Here is a 24,669-nt window from a genome sequence, read left to right on the forward strand (position 1 = left end):
TGGGCCGTCAGGCGTCAGGCGGTGCGGACCTCGATGGCCAGGTCGGTCAGTTCGTAGATGCGCAGGCCCGGCTTCCACAGGTCGGCGTCGGCGACCAGGACGAGCCGGCCGTCCTCCTTGCGGACGTCCTTGACGTGCACGTCGAAGAACAGCTCCTTGTCGTGGCGGAGGATCTGGCCGCGGTACTTCCAGGAGGTCTCCACGTCGGTCGCCATGGCGAAGCGCGGGTTCTCCATGCCGTCGGCGAGGTGCTGCTCCAGCACGAACAGGCGCATCGCCTGCAGGACGGCCTCGACGCCGAGGGAGCCGGGCATCACCGGGTCGCGGTGGAAGTGGCAGTCGAAGTACCACTCGTCGGGGCGTACGGCGCGGTAGCCGTGCAGGTAGCCGCGGCCGTGCCGGCCGCCGTCGGTGACCAGGTCGACGTGGTCGACGAGGGCGAACTTGTCGCCGGGCAGGTGCAGCCGGCCGCCCTCGGGGTCGGCGAACGCGGGTGCGCCGGGGGGCAGTTCGATCCGGCGCACCCGGTCAGCCGCGGGCTTGGCCGTCTCGATCCAGGGGGCGACGTAGGTGCCGTTGTCGAGGCCGACCTGGTTGGCGAGGGCCGCGTCGCTGAAGTAGCCGAAGAGGGACTCGCCGGTGTAGAACACCTCGCCGTCGGCGGACAGCTCGTAGGAGAAGTTCTGCAGTACGGCGCCGTGCACGGCGCTGGTCATCAGGAGCTTCGAGTGGTGGCGGACGGTCTTGCCGCGCAGGTCGACGTCCTTGACGAGGGTGGCGCGGCCGTCGAGGTTGCGGATGCGGTACTGCTCGTCGGTGTTCTTCAGGGTGGCGCCGAGGTAGTAGCCGAGGAAGATCGCGGCCTGGAGCGAGGACTCCATGTAGACGCAGTTCGGCATGTGCGGGGAGGAGTTCTGCTCGTAGTACCAGGCGTCGGCCGGCGAGTCGTACTCGGTGACCATCTCGGAGCCGGGCGAGAGGTCGCCACGGGTGCCCTTCAGGGACATCACACGGTCGACGAACTGGAAGTCGCCGTTGGGGATGTACGGGGCGCGGGAGGTGCGGTAGACCTCGAACTCGGGGCCCATCGCGATGTCGAGCAGGCCCTTGGCGGCGTGCGCCAGGTGCATCTCGTTGATCATCGCCGCCTCGCCGTCGCGGTTGCGGCGGCCGAGGAACTGCGGGATGCCGCCGGTCTCCGGGCGGTAGGGCGTGCCGTCCTTCTCGCGGACCTGCAGGCCGAGGTTCTTCATCCGTACGACCGGCTTGTCTCCGAGGTGGATCAGGACGTCCGCGATGACCGTGGCGCGCGGCAGCAGGGTGAGCTCGGTGACCTCGACCTCGTAGCGGACCTCGGAGTGGGCCTGGGTGATCTGGCCGCGGACCTGGACCTCGATGGGGGTGTCGGTGACGCAGGTGAAGCGGGCGTCGGGGAGGGTGAGGTGCATGCCCTGGTGCATGAGGTAGACCTGCAGCAGCTGCACCGCGCCCTCGGCGACGAGGGAGCCGGCGAGGACGTGGTCGTCGGGGAAGTGGCAGGTGAAGTACCAGGCGTCGGGCTGGAGGTGCTTGACCGCGCTGATCCTTCCGAGACCGCGGAAGCCGCCCTTGCGGTCGATGTCGACCTCGTCGATCATGCGCATCCGGGCGTCCGGCAGCCGCAGGGCCGGGTTGATGCCGGGGTCCTGGGCGTGGTCCGGGCCGAACACGTCGCCGGGGCGGCCCTGGGCGAGCACGTCCAGGTCCTCGGCGGTGAGGTGGTTCTTGTCGGTGTACGCCAGGGGCTTGAAGTAGCCGCGGGGCAGGGCCGCGCGGGCCGCCTTCTCCTTCTCGGTCATCACCACGCCGAGCGGGGTGTCGAGTTCGGCCTGGGTGAAGAACCCGGCGCAGGCGTCGCGGAGTTCGAGGATCAGCTCGCCGTCGGCGTAGCACTGGTAGCTGAAGAAGAAGAGGGTGGTCTCGCCCTGGTGGACGAACCGGTCGATGGAGATCTCGTAGCGCAGGGTCTGCCCGACGCGGGGCAGGAAGCCGCGGAAGACCAGGGTGCTGTCGAGCAGCCGGTAGACGCGCTCGCCCTTGTTGCGGAAGTCGATGCCGAGGTAGCTGACCAGCAGCAGGTCGCACTGGCCGGCCTCGACGGTGACGGCCGGGGGCACGTAGCCGTCGACCGCGTACCAGGCGTCCTCGGGGACGTCGTACTCGGTGACGATCCTCGCGGGCTTGAACTCGCCGGTCGTGCCCTGGATGTCGGTGACCCGGGTGACGAAGTGGTACGGCGGCGCGGGCAGACGTACGCGCTTGGCGTAGCCGTCGATGACGCCGAACTCGGGGCCGAACACCTTGGCGACGTTGCCGACGGCGAACTCCAGCAGGTCCGCCTCGTCCCAGACGACGCCTTCCTTGATCTCGCGGTCCGTGTGGGCTGCGCGGTCCTGCCGGATCTCACCGGCGCGGGCCCCGCCTCCCCCCTGCACCTCGGCCCCGGGCGCGGCGGGTGCCGGGGTGGCGGGTGCCGGGGTGGCGGGTGCCGGGGTGGCGGGAGCCGGGGTGGCGGGAGCGGGTGCGGCCGGGAGGGCGGGGCGCCCGGCCGCCGGGGCCGGTGCGAGGGCGGCGGGCCGGGGGCCGGCCGGCAGCGGGCCCGGCGGCCGGCCCTCCAGCAGGGACTCGACCCGGTCCAGGGTGGCGGACTGCAGGATGTGCTGGGTCTCCATCACCACCGCGTGGGTGTCCAGCATCTGCCGGCGTATCTCGTGCACCAGGTCGGCGGCGGGCGTCGGGGAGCCGTCGCCGGTCCGGTGCGCGGCGGGGGCCGGGGCCTGCGGCCGGGCGCCGGCCGGCTCCGTGGCGGCGGTGGTGCGGGCTCCGTCGCCGGGGGCGGTCTCGCGCGGGGGCGCGGACCAGGGCAGGACCGGGATCGGTGTGCCGTCGAAGGCGATGGCCTCGGTGTCGTCGAGGGTCGGGTCGGCGTGCATGAGTGCGGAGTCCTCCGGCGGTGCGGACGGGGCGGGGGCGGTCGGGGCCGCGTGGGCGGCGACGTGGTGCCGGCCGGGGGCGGCCCCCGTGGCGACACCCGGTCGGGGTTCCGCCGGGGTGCGGGGGGCGGGGGCCGCCGGACGGGGTACGGCGGCCGCAGCGGGCCCGGCACCGGTGGCGGCCGCGGCCGTCCGCGGGCCGGGAGCCGCCGTCGGGGCCGGGGTGTCCGGTGCCGCGCCGGAGGTCCCGTGGGTGCCCCGGGCCGCCGCGGACGCGGGGGGCGCCGCGGCGGCCGGGGCGGCCGGGGCGGACTCGGCGGCGGCCGGGGCGAACGCGCCGGCGGCGCCGGCCCGTGCGGCGGCCGGGGCGGACCGGTCCGACGTCCGGGCCAGTTCACGGGCCACCCGTGCCGGCGCCGGGTCGGCGCCGCCCACCCGGAAGCGGGTGGGCGGGGCCGCGGCGGGCCCGGCGGCGGACAGCAGGGCGTCCCAGTTCAGGTCGAGGCCGTGGGCGGTGAGCCGGGCCGCGAGCTGGGCGACGGAGCGTGTCGCGGGCACACCGCGGCGGTCGAGGGGGGCGGCGACGTGCGGGGCGTCGCCGAGGGTCTCGCGCACCCAGCGCGCGCAGGTGGCGCTGGGGCCGGCCTCCAGGAAGTAGCGGAAGCCGCGGTCGTAGGCGGTGCGGACGAGGCGGGGGAAGTCGATCGGCGAGCACAGGGTGGTCGCGATCCGCCGGGAGGTCTCCGCCCGGTCCACGGCCCGCAGCGGCCCGTAGTCGTAGGCGCTGAAGAGCTCCAGGCCGCCGAGGGAGCCGGTGGGGTAGTCGTTCAGCCCGGCCAGCGCCTCGAAGTCGGCCTCGACCACGGGGCAGTGCATGACGGCACCGACCGGGGAACGTGCGGCGGGGCAGCCGAGTTCCTCGATGAGCGCCCGGCACTGGGCGGGGTCGCCGGCGATGACGAGTTCGCCGGGGGTGTTGATGTGGGTGAGGAACACCCGGTCGCGGTTCTTCAGCGCGGCGCGCACCGTCTCCGCGTCGGTGAGCAGGACGTGGCTCGACCACACCCGCTCGTCGGGGACGTCGTCGCCGAGGCCCCACGCCTCGCGCACCGTGCGCCTGGCCCCGACGAGGCGGTCCTTGAACACCGGGGTCGTGCTGATCAGGGCGTCGTCCCGGCTGTCGGGCAGCCAGCCGCGGGTGGCGAAGAGCATGCTGGACTCGCCGAGGCTGTACCCGAAGCCGCCGTGCGCGGGGACGCCGAGGACGTCGCGCAGGAGGTCGGTGTAGAGGATGGAGAAACTGGTGCCGGTGGCGAGCATGAACGGGATGTCGTCGCCGAGCGAGGCTTCCAGGCGCATCAGTTCGCGCCGGCCGAGGGCGGCCTGGGCGCGCGGGTAGAGGGCCGCGGCGCGCAGGTGCAGCTCGGGCTCGTCGGCCATGTCCTCGAAGGCGTCGAGCAGTCGGGGGAAGGCGCGGAACAGGTCCTGTCCCAGACCGGGGTAGGAGTTGAAGGCGCCCGGGTAGACCAGGGCCACCTTCCCCTCGGCGCCGAGCGGGCGTGCGGTGAAGCAGCTGCCGGCGGGCGTGGCCCACTCGCCGCCCTCGGCATGTGCGGCGGGCAGCCCGCGTGCGGCGAGGTCGAGCTGGGCGGCGAGTTCGTCGCGGTCCCGGCCGACGAGTACGGCGCGCAGGGCGCGGCCGGGCAGGTGCCGGGCGGCGTCGCGGGCGAGGGCGCAGGGGTCGGCGCCGTCGGCGAGCAGCCCCCGGTGGTGGGCGACGGCGGCGAGCAGTGCGTCGAAGGAGTCGGCGGACAGCGGCAGGACGACCGGGCCGCCGGAGCGGCGCCAGTCGTGCGGGACCAGCGCGCCGCGCGGGGTGCGGGCGGAGAGCACCAGGTGGCCGTGGGCGCCGGCGGCGCCGATGAAGCCGACGGCGGCGTAGCGGCGTGCGTCGCGGGCGGCGCGCAGCCAGGGCCGGGAGGTGTCCGGCACGTACAGGCCCGACGCCTCGAACTCGGCGGCCAGTCCGGCGGCCGGGCGGGTCCAGCCGCGGGTGCCGGGCACATAGCCGTGGTGCAGGGCGAGGGTGGTCCGGATCAGGCCGGCCATGGTGGCGGCGCAGCCGGCGTCTCCGATCTGGGCCTTGGCGCTGCCGAGGGCCACCTGGTGGGCGCCGGCCGGGTGCAGCCGGGCGAGCCCGGCGATCTCGGCGCGGTCCTGGGCGTCGGTGCCGCCCGCGTGTGCCTCGACGTAGCCGATGTCGCGGGGCTCGATGCCGGCCGCGGCGCAGGCCTCGCTCGCGGCGGCCGCGTAGGTGTCGGCGTCCGCCTCGGGCACGGTGCCGTCGACCGGGGCGGCGTGCCTGACGGCCAGGGACTCCAGCCGGGCGTACACCGGGCGGTCGGTGCTGCCGGGCCGGGTGACGACGACGGCTCCGGCGCCCTCGCCGACGCGGCGGCCGCGGCCGCCCTCGGCGAAGGTGAGTCCGGCCTCGGCGACCGTGTCGGGCCGCAGCAGCAGGTTCTCGGCGGAGCCGGCGAGGTCGACGGCTCCGACCAGGACGGCCTCGATGCCGGGGTCGAGCAGCAGCAGGCGGGCGACCTGGAGTGCCTCGGCGGTGCCGGAGCCGTCCGAGGAGACGGTGAAGGAAGGTCCGCCCAGGTTCCACAGCGAGGAGATGCGGCTGGCCATCACGTTGCCGATGTAGCTGAGCACCTCGTTGGCGACGATCGGGTCGACGACGGCGTCCCGGCCGACGGCGGTCAGCCGGGCCAGCTCCGCCTCGTCGACGGCGACGCCCGCGCGCTCGAACTCCCTGCGGATGAAGGTGCCCAGGCCGTAGCGGGTGATCCGCAGGTGGGTGGTGGGCTCGGTCTCCATGGCGACGACGACGGCGATACGGCGGGCGGGGGGCGCGCTCCGGCCGGGTTCGACGGCGCGGCTGTAGCCGGCGTCGTGCAGGGCCTCGTCGGCGACCTTGATGGCGAGGGCGTGCTGGAGGTTGTAGGTGCGCAGGTCGGCGGGCGGGATCTTGAGGTCCATCGGGTCGATGCCGAGTCCGTCGACGAACGCGCCGTGCGGGAGGGACTCGGGAGTGACACCGGCACCGTGGTCGAGGGAGCCGCCGCGGGTCTGGTCCAGGCCGCGCCAGCGGCGCTCGGGCAGCGGACCCATCGTGTCGGCGCCGGCGTGCACGGCCCGCTCGAAGGCGTCGAGGGAGTCGAAGCCGCCGAAGTGGGCGCCGAGTCCGACGATGTCGAGCGCGGGCACCGGGGTGGCGGGCCGGGCGGCGGGGGCGGTGCCGTCCGGCTGGGAGAGCACGACGTGGGCGTTGGTGCCGCCGAAGCCGAACGCGGAGACCCCGGCCCGGCGCGGGCCGTCCGTCTCGGGCCAGTCGCGTCCCTCCCGCACCAGCGCGTCGGGGCCGACCCGGCCGTCCCTGGAGCTGATGGGCTGCCCGACGCCGATGGTGGGCGGGATGTGGCCCTGGCTCATGGCGAGGACGACCTTGAGCATGCTGCTGAGTCCGGCGACGGTGAGCAGGTGCCCGATGTTGCCCTTGACGGAGCCGAGCAGCGGGACGCGGCCCGCCGCGCCGAAGAAGTCGGCCACGGACTGTGCCTCGGTGGCGTCTCCGATGGGGGTGCCGGTGGCGTGGCACTCCAGGTAGTCCACGGTCGTGGGGTCGACGCCGGCCTGCGCGTAGGCGAGTTCGTAGGACTGGAGCTGGCCGTGGCCCTGCGGGACGAGGAGGTGGCGGCCGCTGCCGTCGTTGGTCAGGCCGATGCCGTCGACGACGGCGTGCACGCGGTCGCCGTCGCGGAGCGCGTCCTCGAGCCGCTTCACGGCGAACATGCCGGCGCCCTGGCCGGTGAGGATGCCGCCGGAGCGGCCGTCGAAGGGCTGGCTGAAGCCGTCGCGCGGGTAGGCCTGGAGGTCGCCGAACGAGAGGTGGATCAGCGTGGGGTCGGGTGCGCAGACGCCGCCGGCCAGGACCAGGTCGGCCTGTCCGGCGGCGAGGTGGTCGCAGGCCAGCTTGAGCGCGTAGAGGGCGGAGGAGCAGGCGGCGTCCAGGGCGTAGCGGGGGCCGCCGAGTCCGAGGGCCGCGGCGGCGAGGGTGGCGGGCGCGCCGCTGACCGTGAGGTCCTCGGCGTTGAGCCGGCCGGGGTCGATGCGGTCCTCGGCACGTGCCAGTGCGCCGAGCGGAGGGTGGCCGGCCCGGCGCAGGCCCTCCAGGACCGCCTCCTGCACGAGGGGGACGCTGACCCGGGCCGAGGCCGGGGTGGGGAAGGAGTAGTTGCCGAGGACGAGGCCGGTGCGGGAGAGCACGTCGGGCCGTTCGGCGTGGCCGCTGTCGCGCAGCGCCTCGCGGGCCACGTGCAGCGTCCAGTGGAAGATCCGGTCGAGTCCGGCGAGGTGGCCGGCGTCCAGGCGGTAGCCGGTGGGGTCGAAGGCGAAGTCGGTGACGAACCCGCCCCGGGTGCAGTAGATCTCGTGCTGGGGATCGATGTCCCGGGCCTCGGGGCCGGGGCCGAAGACCTCCGTCCCGCCCTCCCTGCGGCTGTCCTCGCCGGAGCGGAGGTTGCGCCAGAACTCGGCCGGCGACTCCGCTCCCGGGAACAGGCAGGCGAGGCCAATGATGGCGTACTTGCTCATGAGAGCTCTCGGGTCCCTTCTGGGGGTGGCCGGGCCCGGACGGCCCCGGGGGTACCGTCCGGGCCCGGCCCGACGCGTGCGTCGGATACGAGGCGGGGTCAGCCGTTGAGGAACTTGTCCGCGAGCTGCGGGGCGGAGACGACCTGGACGCCGTCGAAGCGGGTCAGCACGGTGCCGTCGGGGGCGCAGGCCGTGACCGTGAGCGCCGAAGTGCTGGAACCGCCGCCCTCGGCGGGCTCGACGACGACCAGGAACGGGGCGCCGTCGGGCAGCGGCCGGTGCAGGTCGGCGCGGGCCACGGACAGGGGCAGTCCGGCGGTGCCGCGGAACAGCCGCACCCACACCAGGCCTGCCTGCAGCAGCAGGTCGGCGGTGCCGGGGGCGAACCGGGTGCCGCCGAACGCGCCGCCCTCGGGGCGCAGTTCGGCCAGTTCGCACTCCAGGACCAGCCGGGACTCGTCCTCGGCCAGCACCCGGCGCACACCGCGCAGGGCGGGCCCGTGGAAGAGGGTGCCGTCCGTGTACAGGCCGGCGCCGTCGCGTCCGGTGCCGAGGGCGGGCAGTCCGGTGACCGCGGCGGCGTCGGACGGCTGGGCGGAGGCCGTGCCGGGGGTGACCACGGCCGCGTAGTGGGGTCGTACGGTGCCCTGGGCGTCGGCGGCCTGGACGGTGACCTGGACGCTGTCGCCGACGGGGGTCATGGCCAGCTCGGGCCGCTCGGGCAGGGTGTCGTCGAACAGGATGCCCTTGCGGACCGCGAAGTCGGCGACCCGGCGCACCTCGGTGCCGGTGGCGCGCTCGACGGCGCCGATGGCCCAGCCCAGGGCGACCACGGCGGGCAGCACCGGGGTGCCGCCGATGACGTGGTCGGCGACGACGGGGTCGCCGGCGAGGGCGGCGAGGGAGCGGTGCACGGTGACGGTGCCGGTCTGCGCGGGCCGCTCGGGCTCGGACAGCGGGGTGGTCGGGCCGAGGACGGTGACCGTGTCGGCGGCCCGTCCGGCGTCGAACTGCTCGGTGAACATCCGGGCCCCGGTGTCGACCGGGATCAGGGTGATGCCGCGCTCCTCGAAGACGGCCTTGATCTGCGGGGAGACCATGCCGCTGTCCCAGGCGCCCCAGTTGAGGGAGGTGACGCGGACGTCGGGACGGCGCCGTCGGAAGGAGGAGGCCCAGGCGTTGAGGGTCTCGTTGGCCATGGCGTAGTCGGACTGGCCGCGGTTGCCGAAGAAGCCGGCCACCGAGGAGAACAGGACGACGTGGCGCAGGGTGCCGGTGTCGAGTGCGGCGGCGACCGAGCGCAGGCCGGTCAGCTTCGGGGCGAAGACCCGCTCGATCTCGGAGGCCTTCTTGTTGGCGATGAGCTGGTCGGCGAGGACGCCGGCGCCGTGCACCAGGCCGGTGACGCGCTCCTTGTACGGGGCGAGCGCGGCGGCGGTGGCGGCGGGGTCGGTGATGTCGACGGCCAGGTACTCGGCGGTGCTTCCGGCGGCCCGGAGGTCGGTGAGGGTGCGGCGGATCTCGCGGGCGCCGACGACGGAGCCGTAGAGCTGTTCGACGCGCTTGGGGGTGGGCTTCTCACCGGAGGACTTCAGCTGGGCGGCGGCGGCCGCCTTCAGGGCGCCGTCCTCGACGTCTCGCGCCCAGGCGGGTTCGTCGGCCAGCGGGGTGCGGCCGAGCAGGAGCAGTCCGGGGCGGTGGCGGCGGGCGAGTTCGACGGTGCAGGCGGCGGTGATGCCGCGGCCGCCGCCGGTGACGACGAGGAGGTCGTCGGGGCCGGGGGCGGGCACGTTCGGGACGCCCTCGGCCAGGGGCTGCCCGGCGAGGCCGAGGCCGACCCGGCGGGTGCCGTCGTGGCCGACCTGGGTGAGGTCGGCGACGGCGTCGTGCAGTTCGTCGACGAGAAGGCCGGCGCCGGCCTCGGGGCTGAGCCCGGCGTCCAGGTCGACGGCCCGGCAGAACAGCCGGGGGGCCTCCACGGCGAGGGTCTTGACCAGCCCGGTGACGCCCGCGGCGGGGGTGAGCTCCTCGGCCACACCGGTGAGGCCGAAGCAGCCGTCGAGACGGGTGACGGTGACGAACGCGGCGCGGCCGGCGTCGGCGGCGGCGCTCAGCGGTTCCACGGCGTGCTTGGCGACGAGCAGGGAGTGCGCGAGGCGCCGGGTGGCCTCGGACCAGTCGCCGAGGTGCGCGGCGGACAGGTCCACGACGAGGGTGACGCGGTCGGCGAGGACGGCCTCCATCCGCTCGGCCAGCTCGGTGACGCCCCAGCCGGTCAGCGCGTGGTCCTTGGCGCCTTCGACGCGCTGGACGACACCGGGCAGCCGCAGCACGTGCACCGGCCGGCCGGCCTCGACGAGGCGCGCGGCGAGTGCGGGCGCCAGCTCGGAGCCGTCGTCCACGATCAGCGCGGCCGAGCCCTCGGCGTAGGGGGCGGCCAGCAGGTCCGGGCTGGGCAGGGTGACGAGCGCGGCCTGGGCCCGGCCGACACCGCCGGCGGGCCGCTCGGCCGCGGGCCCGGCGGCGGGCCCGGCGGCGGGCCGGTCGTCGGCCGCGGGGGCGGTGCCGTCCGTGGTGCCGGCGGCGGGGGCGGCCGGGGTCCCGGTGCTGTCGCCGGACATGAAGTCGACGATCTGACGCAGGGTGCGCAGTTCGGCGAGCTGCTCGGGGCCGGCGGCGACGCCCGCGCCGAACCGCTCCTGCATCACGCCCATGATCTCGACCCGCTTGATCGAGTCGATCCCCAGATCCGCCTCCACATCCATGTCCAGATCCAGCATCTCCGCCGGATAACCCGTCTTCTCCCCCACCACGTCCAGCAGGGCGTGCGAGACCTGGGCGGAGTCGGGGCCGGCGGCCGGTGCGGCGGGGCCGGCGGCGGCGGGCGCCCCGACCGCGGAGGCGGGGGCGGGGGCGGCGGGGGCCGAGTCGGCCATGAAGTCCACGATCTGACGCAGCGTCCGCAACTCCGCCAACGCCTCCGGACCCGCCGCGACACCCGACCCGAACCGCTCCTGCATCACCCCCATGATCTCGACCCGCTTGATCGAGTCGATCCCCAGATCCGCCTCCACATCCATGTCCAGATCCAGCATCTCCGCCGGATAACCCGTCTTCTCCCCCACGACCTCCAGCAGAGCCGAGGACACCTGGGCGGAGTCCGGCCCGGCAACGGCCGACGGCGCGACAACCGGACCCGCAGCCGGAGCGGCATCCGCCATGAAGTCCACGATCTGACGCAGCGTCCGCAACTCCGCCAACGCCTCCGGACCCGCCGCGACACCCGACCCGAACCGCTCCTGCATCACCCCCATGATCTCGACCCGCTTGATCGAGTCGATCCCCAGATCCGCCTCCACATCCATGTCCAGATCCAGCATGTCGGCCGGATAACCCGTCTTCTCCCCCACCACGTCCAGCAGGGCCGAGGCGACGGCTCCGGAGTCGGGGCCGGACGGGGCGGCGGCCGGGGCAGCCGGCCCGGCGACGCGTACGGCCGGGGCCGGGGCGGAGACGGGCGCCGCGGGCTGGGCCGGAGCGGCGGGCGTGGGGGCCGGGGCGAGCGCGGCGGGGGCGCTCGCCGGGGCGGGCAGCGGGGGCTGCGCCGCGGTCTGCGGGGTGTGCAGGGCCTCGGGGCGGGTGGCCGGGGCCACCGCCCGCGCGGCGGCGGGACGGACCGGGGCGGCCGTGCGCAGCTCCAGGGCGGCCAGGTCGCGCAGGATCTCGTTGGCACGCAGGTGGCTGCGCCCGATGTCCAGGCCGTGTTCCTTGACGGCGTTCACACCGGGCAGCACCTCGCCGAGCTGCCCCTGCTCGGCGGCCCGCTCGAGTACGCCGGTCAGGCGCTCGGCGCTCTGCAGCTGGCTGTTCAGGTAGTCGTCGTGCAGGGCGAGGTGGTCGGCCACGAGCCCTGCGAGGCGGTCGCTGTCCACGTGGGGGGTCTCCAAGGCGGTCGGAGCGGGAGCGGGAGTCGGTGCGGGCCGCGCGGGAGCGAGCGCGGTGGCGAGCCCGGCGGGGGCGGTGTGCGCGGCCGGGCGGGCGGCGGCCGGTGCGGCCGGCTGTGCGGCGGCGGGCAGCGGGGCCGGGGCGGCCGGACCGCCGGGGGCGGCGGGCAGCGGCGCGGCTGCCGGGGCCTGCGGTGCCGCGGCGGGCGATGCCGCGCCCTCGCCGTCGGTGCCGCGGGAGGCGGCGCCCGGCAGGGTCGGGAGGGTGACCCGGTAGCCGTTGTCGAGCGCGTTCCGGTAGGCGGCCCGGCGCTCGGGCGAGACGTAGTTGATGCCGTTGAGGAGGATCTGCATGCCCTTGGCCGGCACCTGCTCGGCCGCCGGGGCGACGTAGCGGTCGGTGGTGGCCAGGGGAAGACCGAGTACGGCCAGCTGGGCGACGCCCTGCTTGAGAGCGGTGTCGGCGTCCCGGCCGGGACCGGCGTCCAGGGCGACCGCGGTGTGCTCGCGCTCGCCGAGGATGCGGCGGACCAGCTGGGTGAGCACGGACTTCGGCCCGAACTCCACGAACACCCGGTGCCCGGCGGCGTACATCTCCTCCACACGGGTGGCGAAGTCGACCGGGTTGAGGAGCTGCCCGGTGAGCACCTCGCGGTTGGCGGCGACGTCGTCGCCGTAGGCGGCTCCCCGGGTGTTGGCGTACACGGTGCCCTGCGGCCGGGTCACCTCGACCCGGTCGACGTCGGCGCGGAACGCCTCCACGGCGTGTCCGACGAAGGGCGTGTGGAACGCGGCGGACACCGGCAGCCGGCCGGCGCGCAGTCCGGCCTGCTTCGCCGCGGCGACGACCTGCTCGACCTCGTCGGTGGGGCCGCCCACGACGATCTGGTCGGGGGCGTTGCGGTTGCAGACCACCACGTCGCGGCGGCCGGAGAGGAGTTCGGCGGCCTTCGCCTCGGGGGCGGACACCGCCGCCATCGCGCCGGCGTCGAAGCCGGGCTGCTCGGGCGGCGCCATGGCCGTGCCTCGGGCCCGGGCGAGCGCGTGGAACGCCTCGTCGTCCAGGGCGCCGGCCGCCCACAGCGCGGTCAGCTCTCCGAAGCTGTGGCCGAGGAAACCCTCGGCGGTGAAGCCGAGTTCGGTGAGATAGCGGAACTGGCCGGCGGACAGCGCGCCGATGGCGGGCTGGGCGTAGGCGGTGGCGCGCAGCGCGCTCTCCTGCTCGGCGCGTTCGGCGTCGCCGAAGGCGGGCGGCGGGAACGCGACGCGCGACAGTGCCACCGAACCCTCGAAGTGCCGGTTGGCGGCGTCGAACGCGGCGCGCAGCGGCGGCAGGGCCATGACGGCGGACCGGCCGAGGTCCACGTACTGGCTGCCCTGTCCGGCGAACAGCGCCGCGACCTTGCCCCGCCCGGCGGCGCGGCGCCGGAAGTACACGCCCTTGGGGTGCTGCCAGGCGTCGGCGTCGGGGCGGGCCCGCAGCTCGGCGGCGGCCAGCTCGCGCAGTGCGGTGAGCTCCTGCCCGGTGCGGGCGACGAAGGCGATGCGCGCGCTGTCCTCGGGGGCCGGGCCGCCGGTGGCCGGGGCGCCGGAGGCGAGCAGGCCGGCCAGCGCGGCGGTGTCCGGGGCGTGCCACAGGTGCACGGCGGCCACGGGGTGGGACACGCGTGTGTCGTCGCCGTCGCCGTGCTCCTCCAGCACCATGTGGAAGTTGGTGCCGCCGAAGCCGAACGAGGAGATCGCGGCGCGGCGCTTGGGGCGCTCCGGCGTCCGGATCCAGGGGCGGGCCTCGGTGTTGACGTAGAACGGGCCGGAGGCGAAGTCGATGGCCGGGTTGGGCTCGTCGACGTTGATGGTGGGTGGCAGCACGCGGTGGTGCAGGGCCAGTGCCAGCTTGATCAGGCCGGCCGCGCCGGCGGCGGCCTTGGTGTGCCCGATCTGGGACTTGACGCTGCCGACGGCGGCGTAGCGGACCGCCTGGGTGGTGTCGGACACGACCGCGGACAGCGCGCTGAGTTCGGTGGCGTCGCCGACCGCGGTGCCGGTGCCGTGCGCCTCGAACAGTTCGACGCTGGCGGGCGAGCAGTCGGCGTCCTCGTACGCCCGGCGCAGGGCGACCATCTGCCCCTCCTTGCGCGGGGCGTAGATGGACTTGAAGCGGCCGTCGCTGGAGGTGCCGATACCGCGCAGGACGGCGTAGATCTTGTTGCCGTCGCGCTCGGCGTCGGCGAGGCGGCGCAGGGCGAGCATGCCGATGCCCTCGCCGATGAGGGTGCCGTCGGCGTCCTTGTCGAACGGCCGGATGCGCCCGGACTTCGACAGCGCGGGCGTCTTGCTGAAGCACAGGTACATGAAGATGGTGTTCTCGGCGTCGCAGCCGCCCACCAGCATGGTGTCGGCGCGGCGCTCCAGCAGTTCGCTGGCGGCGCTGCGGACGGCGCCGAGCGAGCTCGCGCAGGCGGCGTCGATCGTCATGTTGATGCCGCCGAGGTCGAACCGGTTGGCGATCCGGCCGGCGACGACGTTGCCCAGCATGCCGGGGAAGGAGTTCTCCTCCCAGGGCGCGTACGCCAGGCGGAACTTGGCGACGATCTCCTCCGCGTCGCGCTGGGACAGGCCGCAGCTGCGCACGACCTCCTTGAGGACGCCGCTCTGCAGGCGTGCGGTGAGCGGCTGCGTCAACTGGTTGGCGCCGGTGATGCCGAGGACGACGCCGGTGCGGGTCCTGTCGTACCACTCCTGCTCGGCGCCGGCGTCCTTGAGGAGTTCGCGGGTGACCACCAGGCTGAGGAGCTGGAGGACGTCGGTGACCTCCAGGGTGTTCGGCGGAAGGCCGAACTCCAGCGGGTTGAACGGCACGTCGGGGATGAAGCCGCCGCGCTTGGAGTAGGTCTTGTCGGGGACCGCGGGGTCGGCGTCGTAGTGCTCGTCGACGTCCCAGTGTCCGGCCGGCACGTCGTCGATGCAGTCGGCGGCCGAGACGACGTTCGCCCAGAACTCCCGCACACTGCTGGACTTGGGGTAGAGCGCGGAGAGGCCGACGATGGCGATGGGGTCCCGGGCTAGCCGACGGTCGAGGTCGGATTCCTGCGATGAGTTCACGGCGAGTCTCTCTGGTTCCGGGCGAACGGTGACGGGTTCGGTGCGGCCGCGGTACGCGGACGCCCCGGCCTGGGGGTCGGGGCCGGGTGGGGCGCGGCCGGGGGCTGGGCCCGCGCGGGGGCCGTGGGGTGAACGAGCGGCTGGGCGCGGTGCGGGGTGCGCGGTGCGGGATGCGCGGTGCGGGGTGCGCGGTGCGGGGTGCGCGGTGCCGAGTGCGGCGGGGCGAAGCGGACGCCGGGCGGGGGCCGGCGCCCTCCGGGCCGGCCGGGGCCGCAGGGCGGTTCGGGGCGGGGCGGGTGGCCTAGGCCGCCTCCAAGGGGCCACCGCGCCGCCGGTGGTGCCCCGGCCCGTGCGCCCGTCCCGGCCGGGGGTGGACTCCGGGTGCCGCCCCGGGCGGCGGCCACCTGGCCGACGGCGTGGTCAGGCCGCGGCCGCGCGCTGCTGCGACTCCTCGGCGATGTGCGCCGACAGCGCCTCGATGGTCGGGTGGTACCACAGGGCCGTGGTGCCGAGTTCGAAGCCGAGCCACTTCTCCATCTCGCCGGCGATCATCAGCGCGGCGGTGCTGTCGAGGTCGAGCTCGTCGAAGTACTGGTCCGGCGGAACCTCGGACGGATCCACGCCCAGGCGCTGCGCGATCTCCTCGATCAGCCACTTCTGAGCTTCGGCGGCCGTAACCTTAACCATTTCCGATCCTCTCCGAACGGTGTGTCGCGCGCCTGCGGAGTCGACCGGGAGAACGCCCGCGGGTGCGCCTCGCGGGGCGTGCGGGGGGGATTTCACGGGCCGGGCCCGTGGCACGCCTTCGAAACAGGTCGTGCAGGCGGCTGCGAATCTAGGCGTGCGGAACCGTTCGGGCAACCGAACTCCCGCCGGGGAAAAGGCGCCAGGGTGTCGCTGGAGAATCACTCAAGGCCTGCTCGCACCGGGTTCCGCGCCGCGACCTGCGACGTCGTCCCGTCCGGGGCCGGTGCGCGGCCCCTGTGTCAGCCTGGCGCAATGCTGTCAGCGGCCGTGTCAGCAACCCGGGCGAAGGAATCGGAAATGCGAGGGAAACACATGCGTCGGCGACGCGTACGGAATGCGGATTCGCGGCTCCGTCGAATGCTGAACCCCGGGTGATTCCCCCCGCGCGGGTGGAGAGCGGCGGCCCCGCTCCGTCGCGGACGGCCGGCGGGCGGGCACGCCGCCCGCCGCGGGGACGCGGCCCGCCCCCGACGCGGTGTCAGGTCCGCCACGGGGCGCCGTCCCGCTCTCGGCCCGCGGCGCCCGGACCGGGCCGTCCTGGTCCGGTGTCCCCCGGGCCGGTCCGGCGGCCCGGGGGACGGGCCGGGCCGGCCGGGACTGCGCAGGCACCAGCCCGATCGGCGGTCGGGCCGGAGCCGCGGGCGCGACGGGGGGTGCGGCCGCAGGCGTCGAGGCGGCCGGCGCCGGCGTGCCGGCCGCCCTGCCGGTGGCACCGGGCGGCCGGGGCGGGGCGGGGGGACGGTCGGCGTGCGCCGGCGGAGCCGCGGTGGCCGGGGCGCGCAGGGGTGCGCCGGAGCGGTGCGGACCGAACGGGGCGGGGATGCCGGGCACGGGCCGGCCGGCGGCGCCGGAAGCGGAGTGGGCCGCGCCGTCCGGTGCGGGCCGCGGGGTGCGGTCGGCCCGGAGGGGCGGTGCGCCCTCGCCCGTCCCCGCCCGAGGGCGGTCACCAGCGGATAATCGCTGCCCGGCGAGCACGCTCGCGCGCGCGTGGTCGAGCTCCTGCCCCGGTTCGACGCCGAGTTCGGCGCGCAGGCGGACGCGCAGGTCGTCGTAGAGGCGCAGGGCCGCGGCGCGGCGGCCGGAGCCGGCCAGGCCGAGCATCATGCGGGCCTGGAGCGCCTCGTGCAGGGGGTCGCCGTGGGCGGCGATGGTGAGCGGTTCGATGATCCGTGCGGGTTCACCGAGGCTGAGGGCCAGGTCGGCGAAGTCGATGGCGATGTCGATGTGGCGCAGGGCGAGACGGACCGCGCTGGGGTGCTGCCACAGCGCCGGCAGGTCCTCCAGCAGACGGCCCTGCCAGCGGCGCAGGGCACGTCCGTAGGTGTCCAGGGCGGCGGCCGGGTCGGTGGCGGCCAGGCCTCCGGCGCGGGCGACGTCGTCCTCGAAGCGGCGCAGATCGAGGGGCATGGCACGGCTGGAGAGGACGTAGCCACCGCGCACGGTGCTGATCCAGTGGCCGTCGCCGGGGCCGACGATACGGCGCAGCCGGGCCACGTAGGTGTACACCAGGTGCTGGTAGCCCTGGGGGGCGTCGCCGCTCCACAGGGCGTCCGCGATCTCGTCGTGGCTGACGACCCGGTCGGGCTGGACGGCGAGCAGGCCGAGCAGGACGCGCTGCTTGAGCGGCATGGCCACGGGGACGCCGGCCCGGAGGATGGCAAGCGGCCCCAGCAGGCGTATCTCGTAGGGCAGCCGGGACGCGGTGGGGTGGCCGGCGGCGGCCGCGGCGGGATCGTAGCCGAGGACGCGGCAGAGCCGGGTGAGTGTGTCCCTGCGGGGTTCGACGTGGCCCCGCTCGATGTGACGCACCGTCCTGACGCTCACCCCGGCCCGCTGGGCCACCTCGTCCTGGGTCAGTCCCGCACGGACGCGCGCCTCGCGCAGCGCGTCGCCCCAGCGTCCATCCACCATGTCTCCGCCCTTCGTACGCCTGCGTCCGGCGAGGGGTTCCGTCGAACGCGTCGAACAGGCCACTTCGTTGCGGAGATTAGTCCCAGCCGGGGCACCGCATGCCCCGATCGCGTGATCGGACGGCAGACGGAGCGTGATCGGGCGGCGGACGGGGAGATTCCGGCCCCTTGCGTGCCCGGGCAGACGCACGGCCGGGCGGGCGCCGGCCCGGCCCACGGGTCCTCGCCGCCGTGTACGCCGGGTCCCTGCCGGACCGGACACGGGGTCCGCCCGCCCCGGATGTCGCCGGGCGGGACGCCGGGTCCGGGCCGGATGCCGGGCCGCCGCCCGAGGGGGTGCGGCGGGCGGGACCCCGGTGGGCTTTCGCGGGTGCGGCGGCGGCGCGGCGTCTGCGGCGCCCGGGCGGGGCCGGGGCGCCGCGGCGGCCACCGTGGCGGAGTTCAGTGCGCCGCGGCGGCGGCCTGCCAGCCCTCGACGACGGCCCGCAGCGTACGTTCGTATCCGGCCGCGGCGGAGAGTCCCGGCGGCTCCTGCCCCGCCAGTTCGAGTGAGACCAGGCCGTGGGCGGTGCCCCAGCAGAACAGCGCGACGGCCTCGGCGGCGGCACCCCTGGTGAAGCTGCCGGACTCCTGTCCGCGCCGTACGGCGTCCACGAGCGGCTGGTAGGGCTCGGGCTCCAGGGGGTCGGTGTCCGCACCGGGGCCGCCGGCACCGCCGGGAGCACCGCCGGGAGCACCGCCGGGACCGGTGCCCGACGCGGCGCCGAACCGGGTGGCGGGGTCGGAGAAGAGAATGGCGTACAGATGCGGATTCGCCAGCGCGTACTCGCGGTAGGCCAGCCCCAGGCGCACCACGTCGTCCGTCGGGTCGGCGGTGGGCAGCACCGCCGCCAGGTGCGCGACGAACAGCCGGGTGGCCTCCTTGAAGAGGCTGTCGAGCAGCCCGGACTTGTTGCCGAACAGCGAGTAGACCGCGGTGGTGGACGTCTTCACGTCGGCCGCCAGCTGCCGCAGGCTCAGGGCCGCCACGCCGCGGTCGAAGACCGTGGCGGCCGCTCGGTGGATCAGCCGCTGGCGCAGCGCTTCGTCATGTGTCTTCGGCCTGACCATTCCCCAACAGTACCGCAACGCCGTTATGAATCCCGCTCGCTGACACGTCAGTAGCCATCAGCGCGCGCCGTGATCGGCTTTCGAGTGAGTCAAGGGGAAATTTCAAGCCACATCAGTGCAGGTCAGAGGCCACCTCCTGGAGCAAATTGCGTTAGACAGTGTGCAAGAGCCCTGGAGGAGGCGATAAAAACGGTGTTACGGTCGCCGCGCGGACCCGGACACATCCGGCCAGCGGCGCGCTTGCCGGACGAACTCCGGACGAACTCCGGACGAACTAGGGAGACCCATGTTTGAGGGGCTGGGGCGTTTCATCCACCGGAGGCGAGGTCCTCTTCTCGCTCTGACGCTGCTGTTCGCGGTCGTCGCGGGCGCGTACGGAGTGGGTGTCTTCGGTGACATGAAGCCGGGCGGATTCGAGGACCCCGGATCGGACAGCCGGCGCGCCGCGCAACTGGCGGAGAAGGCCTTTCCGCAGCGGGCGCCGGACGCGGTGGTCGTCTACCGCGACAAGGAGCGCACGGTGGACGACCCGGCCTTCCGGGACGCGGTCGTCGGCACACTGGAGAAGCTGCCGGAGTCGGAGGTCACGGGCGTCGCGCACTTCTGGACGACCGGGATGCCCGCCCAGGTCAGCCGCGACCGGCACGCGACCTATGTGGCGATCAACCTCCGGGGCGACAACGACAACGCCAAGGAGGAGTCGTACAAGGCGGTCACGGACAGGCTGGCCGCACCGGGGCTGGAGACCCTGCGCGGCGGGCCGGTACCGACCGGGCACCAGGCGGGCGACGAGATCGGCAAGGACCTCGGCACGGCCGAGGGCCTGTCCTTCCCGGTCCTGTTCGTGCTGCTGGTGATCGTCTTCGGCGGTCTCGCCGCGGCGTCGCTGCCGCTGGTGGTGGGCGGACTGTCCATCCTCGGCTCCATGGCGGTACTGCGGATCATCGCGCAGGTCACCGACGTGTCGGTGTTCGCGATGAGCCTGGTGACGGTCCTCGGCCTGGCGGTCGCCATCGACTACGGACTGCTGATCGTGAGCCGCTACCGGGAGGAACTGGCACGCGGCCACAGCGGCGAGGAGGCCATCGCCCGGACCGTGGCCACCGCCGGCCGCACGGTGGTCGTCTCGGGCATCACCGTGGCGGTCGCCCTGGCGGGCATGACCTTCTTCCCCTTCGGGTTCCTGAAGTCGATGGCCTACGGCGGGGTCGCCTCGGTCGTGCTCTCGGTGTTCTTCTCCCTGGTGACGCTGCCCGCGGCACTCGCGGTGCTCGGCCCGAAGGTCAACGCGCTGTCGCTGCGCCGCCGTTCGGCGACCCCCGCCAAGCCCGCCGAGCAGGGCGGCTGGTACCGCCTCGCACAGGGGCTGATGCGCCGCCCGGCGCTGGTGGTGCTCGGCACGCTGGCGGTGCTGCTGGCACTCGCCCTGCCGTTCCTGCGGATCGAGTTCGGCGCCAACGACGCGCGCCAGCTGCCCGACACCGCGCAGGGCCGCCAGGTGCACAACATGCTGGAGCGGGACTTCGACGGCGACGGGGTCAAGTCGATCGACTCGCTGCTGGTGCTGGCGTCGGACTCCGGCTCCGCGGAGCAGGGCGCCGCGCTGCAGGCCTACGCCGACCGGCTGGGCCGCGTCGAGGGCGCCAGGGGAGCGCAGATCACCGGTGCCGAGGGCACCACCGCGCGGGTGTCGGTCTCCTTCGACGGCGTGGCCGTCTCCACCGAGGCCCGCGAGCTGGTGAACCGGCTCAAGGACGTCGCGCCGCCGCCCGGCGCCACGGCGTACTTCGGCGGTGAGACCGCGGCGTTCGACGACACCCTCGACGCCCTGGGCAGGATCCTGCCGTGGATGCTGCTCTACGTCGCGGTGGCGACCTATCTGCTGCTGTTCCTCGCGTTCGGCTCGGTGCTGCTGCCGCTGAAGGCGATCCTGATGAACCTGCTGTCGCTGTCGGCCACCTTCGGTGTGCTGGTGTGGATCTTCCAGGACGGCCATCTCCAGGACCTGATCCGCTTCGACCCCACGGGCAACATCGAGCCGAACATGCCGATCATGCTGTTCGCGCTCATCTTCGGACTGTCCATGGACTACGAGGTCTTCCTGGTCTCGCGGATCCGCGAGCAGTACGACCTGCTGGACGACCCCGAGGCCGCGGCCGCCACCGGCCTGCAGAGCATCGGACGGCTCATCGCCAGCGCGGCGCTGCTGATGTGCGTGCCGCTGGCGGCGATGGCGACCAGCGGTGTGCTCACCATGAAGCTGTTCGGCGTCGGCATGGTCTTCGCGATCCTGCTGGACGTGGCCGTGGTCCGCATCCTGCTCGTGCCGGCCGTGATGAAACTGCTGGGCCGCGCCGGCTGGTGGGCCCCGGGACCGCTGGCCCGGTTCTACAGCCGCTTCGGCATCAAGGAGACGGACGCCGCACCCGAGGCCCCGAAGCCCGAGCCGGTCTCCGTCTGACCCCGCACCGGGGGCCGGAGCGCCGACATCCCCCGCGGCGCTCCGGCCCCTCGCGAGACGCCCGCACCCGCGGCGTCACGACCCGAACCACCGTGTGACCAGGCGTGCTTGACGTCTCGTCACCGGCCCGGGGTACAGTCCCAACCATCGTTAGACACCGTCTAACAGAGTTCATCTCCAGGAGGACCGGATGGCCGCGGACAAGGCCGCACTCGGTGCGATTCTGCGCCCGATCAGGGGCAGGCTGCGGTGGGCGGTCGCAGCACAGGCCGTCTCGGCGATCGCCGCGGTCGTGCCGTTCATCGCCATCGCCGAACTGGGGCGCACCCTGCTCGGCGACGGCCCCGTCGACACACGCCACGCCTGGACCGTCACCTGGGCCGGGGCCGGCGCCCTGCTGGTCCGGCTGGCCTTCCTGACGGCCGCGGGCGCCGTCTCGCACTTCGCCGACGACGTGCTCCAGGCGCACGTACGGCGCTCCCTGGTCGAGCGCATGGGCCGGGTACCGCTGGGCTGGTTCTCCGGCCGCAACTCGGGCGAGGTCAAGAAGGCCGTCCAGGACGACGTGGAGGCGATGCACCACTTCGTCGCCCACTCGGTCCTCGACATCACCGCCGCCGTGGTGATCCCGGCCACCTCGCTGGTCTACCTGTTCGCGGTGGACTGGCGGATGGCCCTGATCACCCTCGCGCCGCTGCTCATCGGACTCGCCCTGTACAGCGCGACCATGGCCGGCCTGGCCGGGCACCTGCCGGAGTACGACCGGGCGATGGGCCGCATCAACGGCAGCGCCGTCGAGTTCGTGCAGGGCATCGCGGTGGTGAAGACCTTCGGCCAGACCCGCCGCGCCCATCGCGAGTTCACCGACGCCGCGGACGGCTTCTCCGCCTTCTTCCTCGACTGGGTGCGCTCCACCCACGGCTCCAAGGGGGCCGCGGAGATCGTGCTCTCCCCCGTCGTCGGGCTCGCCACCACGCTGGTCGGCGGGGCCGTCCTGGTCACCCGGGGCCGGCTCGACGGGGTCGACCTGCTGCCGTTCGTCCTGCTGGGGATCGGCCTGACGGCCCCCGTGCTGTCGCTGTTCTACGCGAGTTACGAACTGCGCTTCGCCAAGGGCGCGGCCGAGCGCGTGGCCGGGATCCTGGACACGGAGGAACTGCCCGTCCCGGCCTCCCCCGCCGTCCCCGACGGCAACCACGTCAGCTACCGGGGCGTCGGCTTCTCCTACGACGGCGTCCGCGACGCCGTCTCGGGAATCGACCTCGACCTCGCCCCGGGGACGGTCACCGCCCTGGTCGGCCCCTCCGGGTCGGGCAAGAGCACCCTGGCCGCACTGCTCCCCCGGTTCGCCGACGTCGACCGCGGCTCCATCACCCTCGGCGGCGTCGACATCCGCGACATGGCTCTGGAGGACCTCTACAGCCGGGTCGCCTTCGTCTTCCAGGACGTACGCCTCACCCGGGACACCATCGCCGCCAACCTCCGCATGGCCCGCCCCGGGGCGAGCCTCGACGAGGTGCGCGAGGCAGCCCGCGCGGTCGGCATCGACCCCGTGCTGCAGGCGCTGCCGCGCGGCTACGACTCCGTCGTCGGCGAGGACGCCCAGCTGTCCGGCGGCGAGGCGCAGCGCGTCTGTGTCGCCCGCGCCCTGCTCGCCGACGCCCCCGTCGTCGTCCTGGACGAGGCCGCGGCGCACGCCGACCCGCACGCGGAGGCCGAGGTGCAGGACGCGCTGTCCGTACTGACCCGGGGGAAGACCGTCCTGGTGATCGCCCACCGGCTGCCCAGTGTGGCCGGGGCGGACCGGATCGCCGTCCTGGACGACGGCCGCATCGTCGAGTCCGGCCGGCACGAGCAGCTGCTCGCGGCCGACGGCCGGTACGCGCGCCTGTGGCGCGCCCAGCAGCGCACCGCCGACTGGCGGCCGCGCGCCACCGCGCCGGCGACGGCCGCGGGCGTCACCCTGGCGGGAGGAAAGAGCTGATGATCCGTCAACTCATCGACGTGGTGGGACCCGGGCACGCACGGCCGCTGCGCCGCATGGTGGCCGGCCTGGTGGTGGGAGCGGTGCTCCAGGGCATCGCCTTCGCCCTGCTCGTCCCCCTCCTGCAGGCGCTGCTCGGCCCCGACCCCGACGGGGTCTGGCCGTGGCTGTGGGCGATGCTCGGCGTGGCCGTGCTGTACGGCGTCGCCTACCACGACAGCATGCGCACCGGCTTCGCCGCCGGAGCGGCGCTCTCCCGCAGCCTGCACCACCGCATCGGCGACCACGTGGCCGAGCTGCCGCTCGGCTGGTTCGTCCCGGAGCAGGTGGGCCGGCTCGGCCAGCTGGCCACCAGGAACGTCATGGACATCATGGGCGTCCCCGCGCATCTGCTGCGCCCGCTCGTCACCAGCTACGTCACCCCGGTCACCGTGGTCGCGGCGATGTACCTCTTCGACTGGCGGCTGGCCCTGGCCGCCACGCTCACCATGCCGGTCGTCGCGCTCGTCTACCGCTGGAGCACCCGGCTGACCCGCACCGCCGACGAGGTCCGGCACGCGGCGCAGGCCGAGACCGGCGGCCGCGTGGTGGAGTTCGCCCAGCTGCAGCCCGTCCTGCGGGTGTTCGGCCGGGGCGGCGCGCCCGGTTCGGGGCGGCTGGCCGACGCCCTGCGCACCCAGGCCGAGGCCTCCCGGCGCTCGCTGCTGACCGGCGTGCCGGGGCTGATCGGCTTCACCCTGGTCATCCAGGCCGCGTTCACCGTGGTCCTGGTCACCGGCACCTACCTGGCGCTGGACGGCGGCCTCGACGCGGCCCGGCTGCTGGCCGTCCTGGTGCTCGCCGTCCGGTTCACCGAGCCGCTCGCCGAGACCGCGGTGCTCGGCTCCGCCCTGCGCTCGGCGCGCTCCGCCCTGGACCAGGTGGCCGCGCTGCTCGCCGAGCCCCCGCTGAAGGCACCCGGGCAGCCGCGGGTGCCCGCCGGCAACACCGTCTCCTTCGACGACGTCCACTTCGGCTACGGCGGCCGCCGCGTCCTCACCGGGGTGAACCTGACGCTGCCGGAGGGCGGCATGACCGCGCTGGTCGGCCCGTCCGGATCCGGCAAGACCACCGTCGGCAAGCTGATCCCGCGGTTCTGGGACGTGGACTCGGGCGCCGTACGGATCGGCGGGGTCGACGTGCGCGACATCGGGACCGAGGAGCTGATGTCCCGGATCTCCGTCGTCTTCCAGGACGTCTACCTCTTCCAGGGCACCATCCTGGAGAACATCCGCCTCGGCCGGCCCGGCGCGAGCGACGCGGAGGTCCGCGAGGCCGCCCGGCTGGCCCGCGTGGACGAGATCGTGCACCGCCTGCCGGAGGGCTGGGACGCGAAGGTCGGCGAGGGCGGCGCGCTGCTGTCCGGCGGCGAGCGCCAGCGGGTGTCCATCGCCCGCGCCATCCTCAAGAACGCCCCCATCGTGCTGCTGGACGAGGCCACCTCGGCGCTCGACCCGGAGAACGAACAGGCCGTCCAGGACGCTCTCGGTGCGCTCACCACCGGGCGGACCCTGCTGGTCATCGCCCACCGGCTGCAGACCGTCGCGGCCGCCGACCAGATCCTGTTCCTCGACGAGGGCCGGATCACCGAACACGGCACGCACGACGAACTCCTCGCGCAGGACGGCCGCTACGCGTCCTTCTGGGCCCAGCGCACCCGGGCGGGCAACTGGCGCCTGGCGCCGGAGTGGGCATGACGGCCGCCCCGCGTCCCGGACCCGCCCCGGGGACGGCGCCGCACCCG

General features: G+C 74.6%; 8 protein-coding genes. 3 read left to right on the top strand and 5 right to left on the bottom strand.

The window, feature by feature from the left end:
• Window positions 1-14 precede the first annotated feature (14 nt).
• The 5 genes from AC5K6T_RS17260 to AC5K6T_RS17280 all read right to left on the bottom strand — a co-directional run bounded on the left by AC5K6T_RS17260 (window position 15) and on the right by AC5K6T_RS17280 (window position 18,441).
• Window positions 15-7,628 (bottom strand): beta-ketoacyl synthase N-terminal-like domain-containing protein, encoded by a 7,614-nt coding sequence (locus tag AC5K6T_RS17260; RefSeq protein WP_493210008.1) that lies wholly within the window; start codon window positions 7,626-7,628, stop codon window positions 15-17.
• A gap of 98 nt (window positions 7,629-7,726) precedes the next feature.
• Complete coding sequence (locus AC5K6T_RS17265; protein ID WP_493210009.1) at window positions 7,727-14,674, bottom strand: SDR family NAD(P)-dependent oxidoreductase; 6,948 nt, start codon at window positions 14,672-14,674, stop codon at window positions 7,727-7,729.
• A 420-nt stretch (window positions 14,675-15,094) separates the two neighbouring features.
• On the bottom strand, window positions 15,095-15,361 hold the full coding sequence (locus AC5K6T_RS17270) for an acyl carrier protein (RefSeq protein WP_493210011.1): 267 nt from the start codon (window positions 15,359-15,361) through the stop codon (window positions 15,095-15,097).
• A 330-nt stretch (window positions 15,362-15,691) separates the two neighbouring features.
• Window positions 15,692-17,332 carry a BTAD domain-containing putative transcriptional regulator gene (locus AC5K6T_RS17275; RefSeq protein ID WP_493210013.1) on the bottom strand — a complete coding sequence of 547 codons (1,641 nt, stop codon included), beginning with the start codon at window positions 17,330-17,332 and terminating at the stop codon, window positions 15,692-15,694.
• A 440-nt stretch (window positions 17,333-17,772) separates the two neighbouring features.
• On the bottom strand, window positions 17,773-18,441 hold the full coding sequence (locus tag AC5K6T_RS17280) for a TetR/AcrR family transcriptional regulator (RefSeq protein WP_493210015.1): 669 nt from the start codon (window positions 18,439-18,441) through the stop codon (window positions 17,773-17,775).
• Window positions 18,442-18,727: 286 nt separating this feature from the next.
• On the opposite strand from AC5K6T_RS17280, the gene AC5K6T_RS17285 reads away from it, so the two are divergent.
• From AC5K6T_RS17285 to AC5K6T_RS17295, 3 genes are all read left to right on the top strand, one after another.
• Window positions 18,728-20,902, top strand: a complete 2,175-nt coding sequence (locus tag AC5K6T_RS17285) for an MMPL family transporter (RefSeq protein ID WP_493210017.1) — start codon at window positions 18,728-18,730, stop codon at window positions 20,900-20,902.
• A 190-nt stretch (window positions 20,903-21,092) separates the two neighbouring features.
• Window positions 21,093-22,886, top strand: a complete 1,794-nt coding sequence (locus tag AC5K6T_RS17290; RefSeq protein ID WP_493210019.1) for an ABC transporter ATP-binding protein — start codon at window positions 21,093-21,095, stop codon at window positions 22,884-22,886.
• On the top strand, window positions 22,886-24,622 hold the full coding sequence (locus AC5K6T_RS17295; protein WP_493210021.1) for an ABC transporter ATP-binding protein: 1,737 nt from the start codon (window positions 22,886-22,888) through the stop codon (window positions 24,620-24,622). The genes AC5K6T_RS17290 and AC5K6T_RS17295 overlap by 1 nt, the downstream gene beginning before the upstream one ends.
• The last annotated feature ends 47 nt before the right edge of the window (window positions 24,623-24,669 follow it).

Source organism: Streptomyces sp. B8-7, from assembly GCF_058833805.1.

What these genes read in the sequence shown, in the direction of transcription:
- AC5K6T_RS17270 (WP_493210011.1), bottom strand. Translation starts at nt 15,361, where the DNA reads ATGGTTAAGGTTACGGCCGCCGAAGCTCAGAAGTGGCTGATCGAGGAG.
- AC5K6T_RS17285 (WP_493210017.1), top strand. Translation starts at nt 18,728, where the DNA reads ATGTTTGAGGGGCTGGGGCGTTTCATCCACCGGAGGCGAGGTCCTCTT.
- AC5K6T_RS17275 (WP_493210013.1), bottom strand. Translation starts at nt 17,332, where the DNA reads ATGGTGGATGGACGCTGGGGCGACGCGCTGCGCGAGGCGCGCGTCCGT.
- AC5K6T_RS17260 (WP_493210008.1), bottom strand. Translation starts at nt 7,628, where the DNA reads ATGAGCAAGTACGCCATCATTGGCCTCGCCTGCCTGTTCCCGGGAGCG.
- AC5K6T_RS17290 (WP_493210019.1), top strand. Translation starts at nt 21,093, where the DNA reads ATGGCCGCGGACAAGGCCGCACTCGGTGCGATTCTGCGCCCGATCAGG.
- AC5K6T_RS17295 (WP_493210021.1), top strand. Translation starts at nt 22,886, where the DNA reads ATGATCCGTCAACTCATCGACGTGGTGGGACCCGGGCACGCACGGCCG.
- AC5K6T_RS17280 (WP_493210015.1), bottom strand. Translation starts at nt 18,441, where the DNA reads ATGGTCAGGCCGAAGACACATGACGAAGCGCTGCGCCAGCGGCTGATC.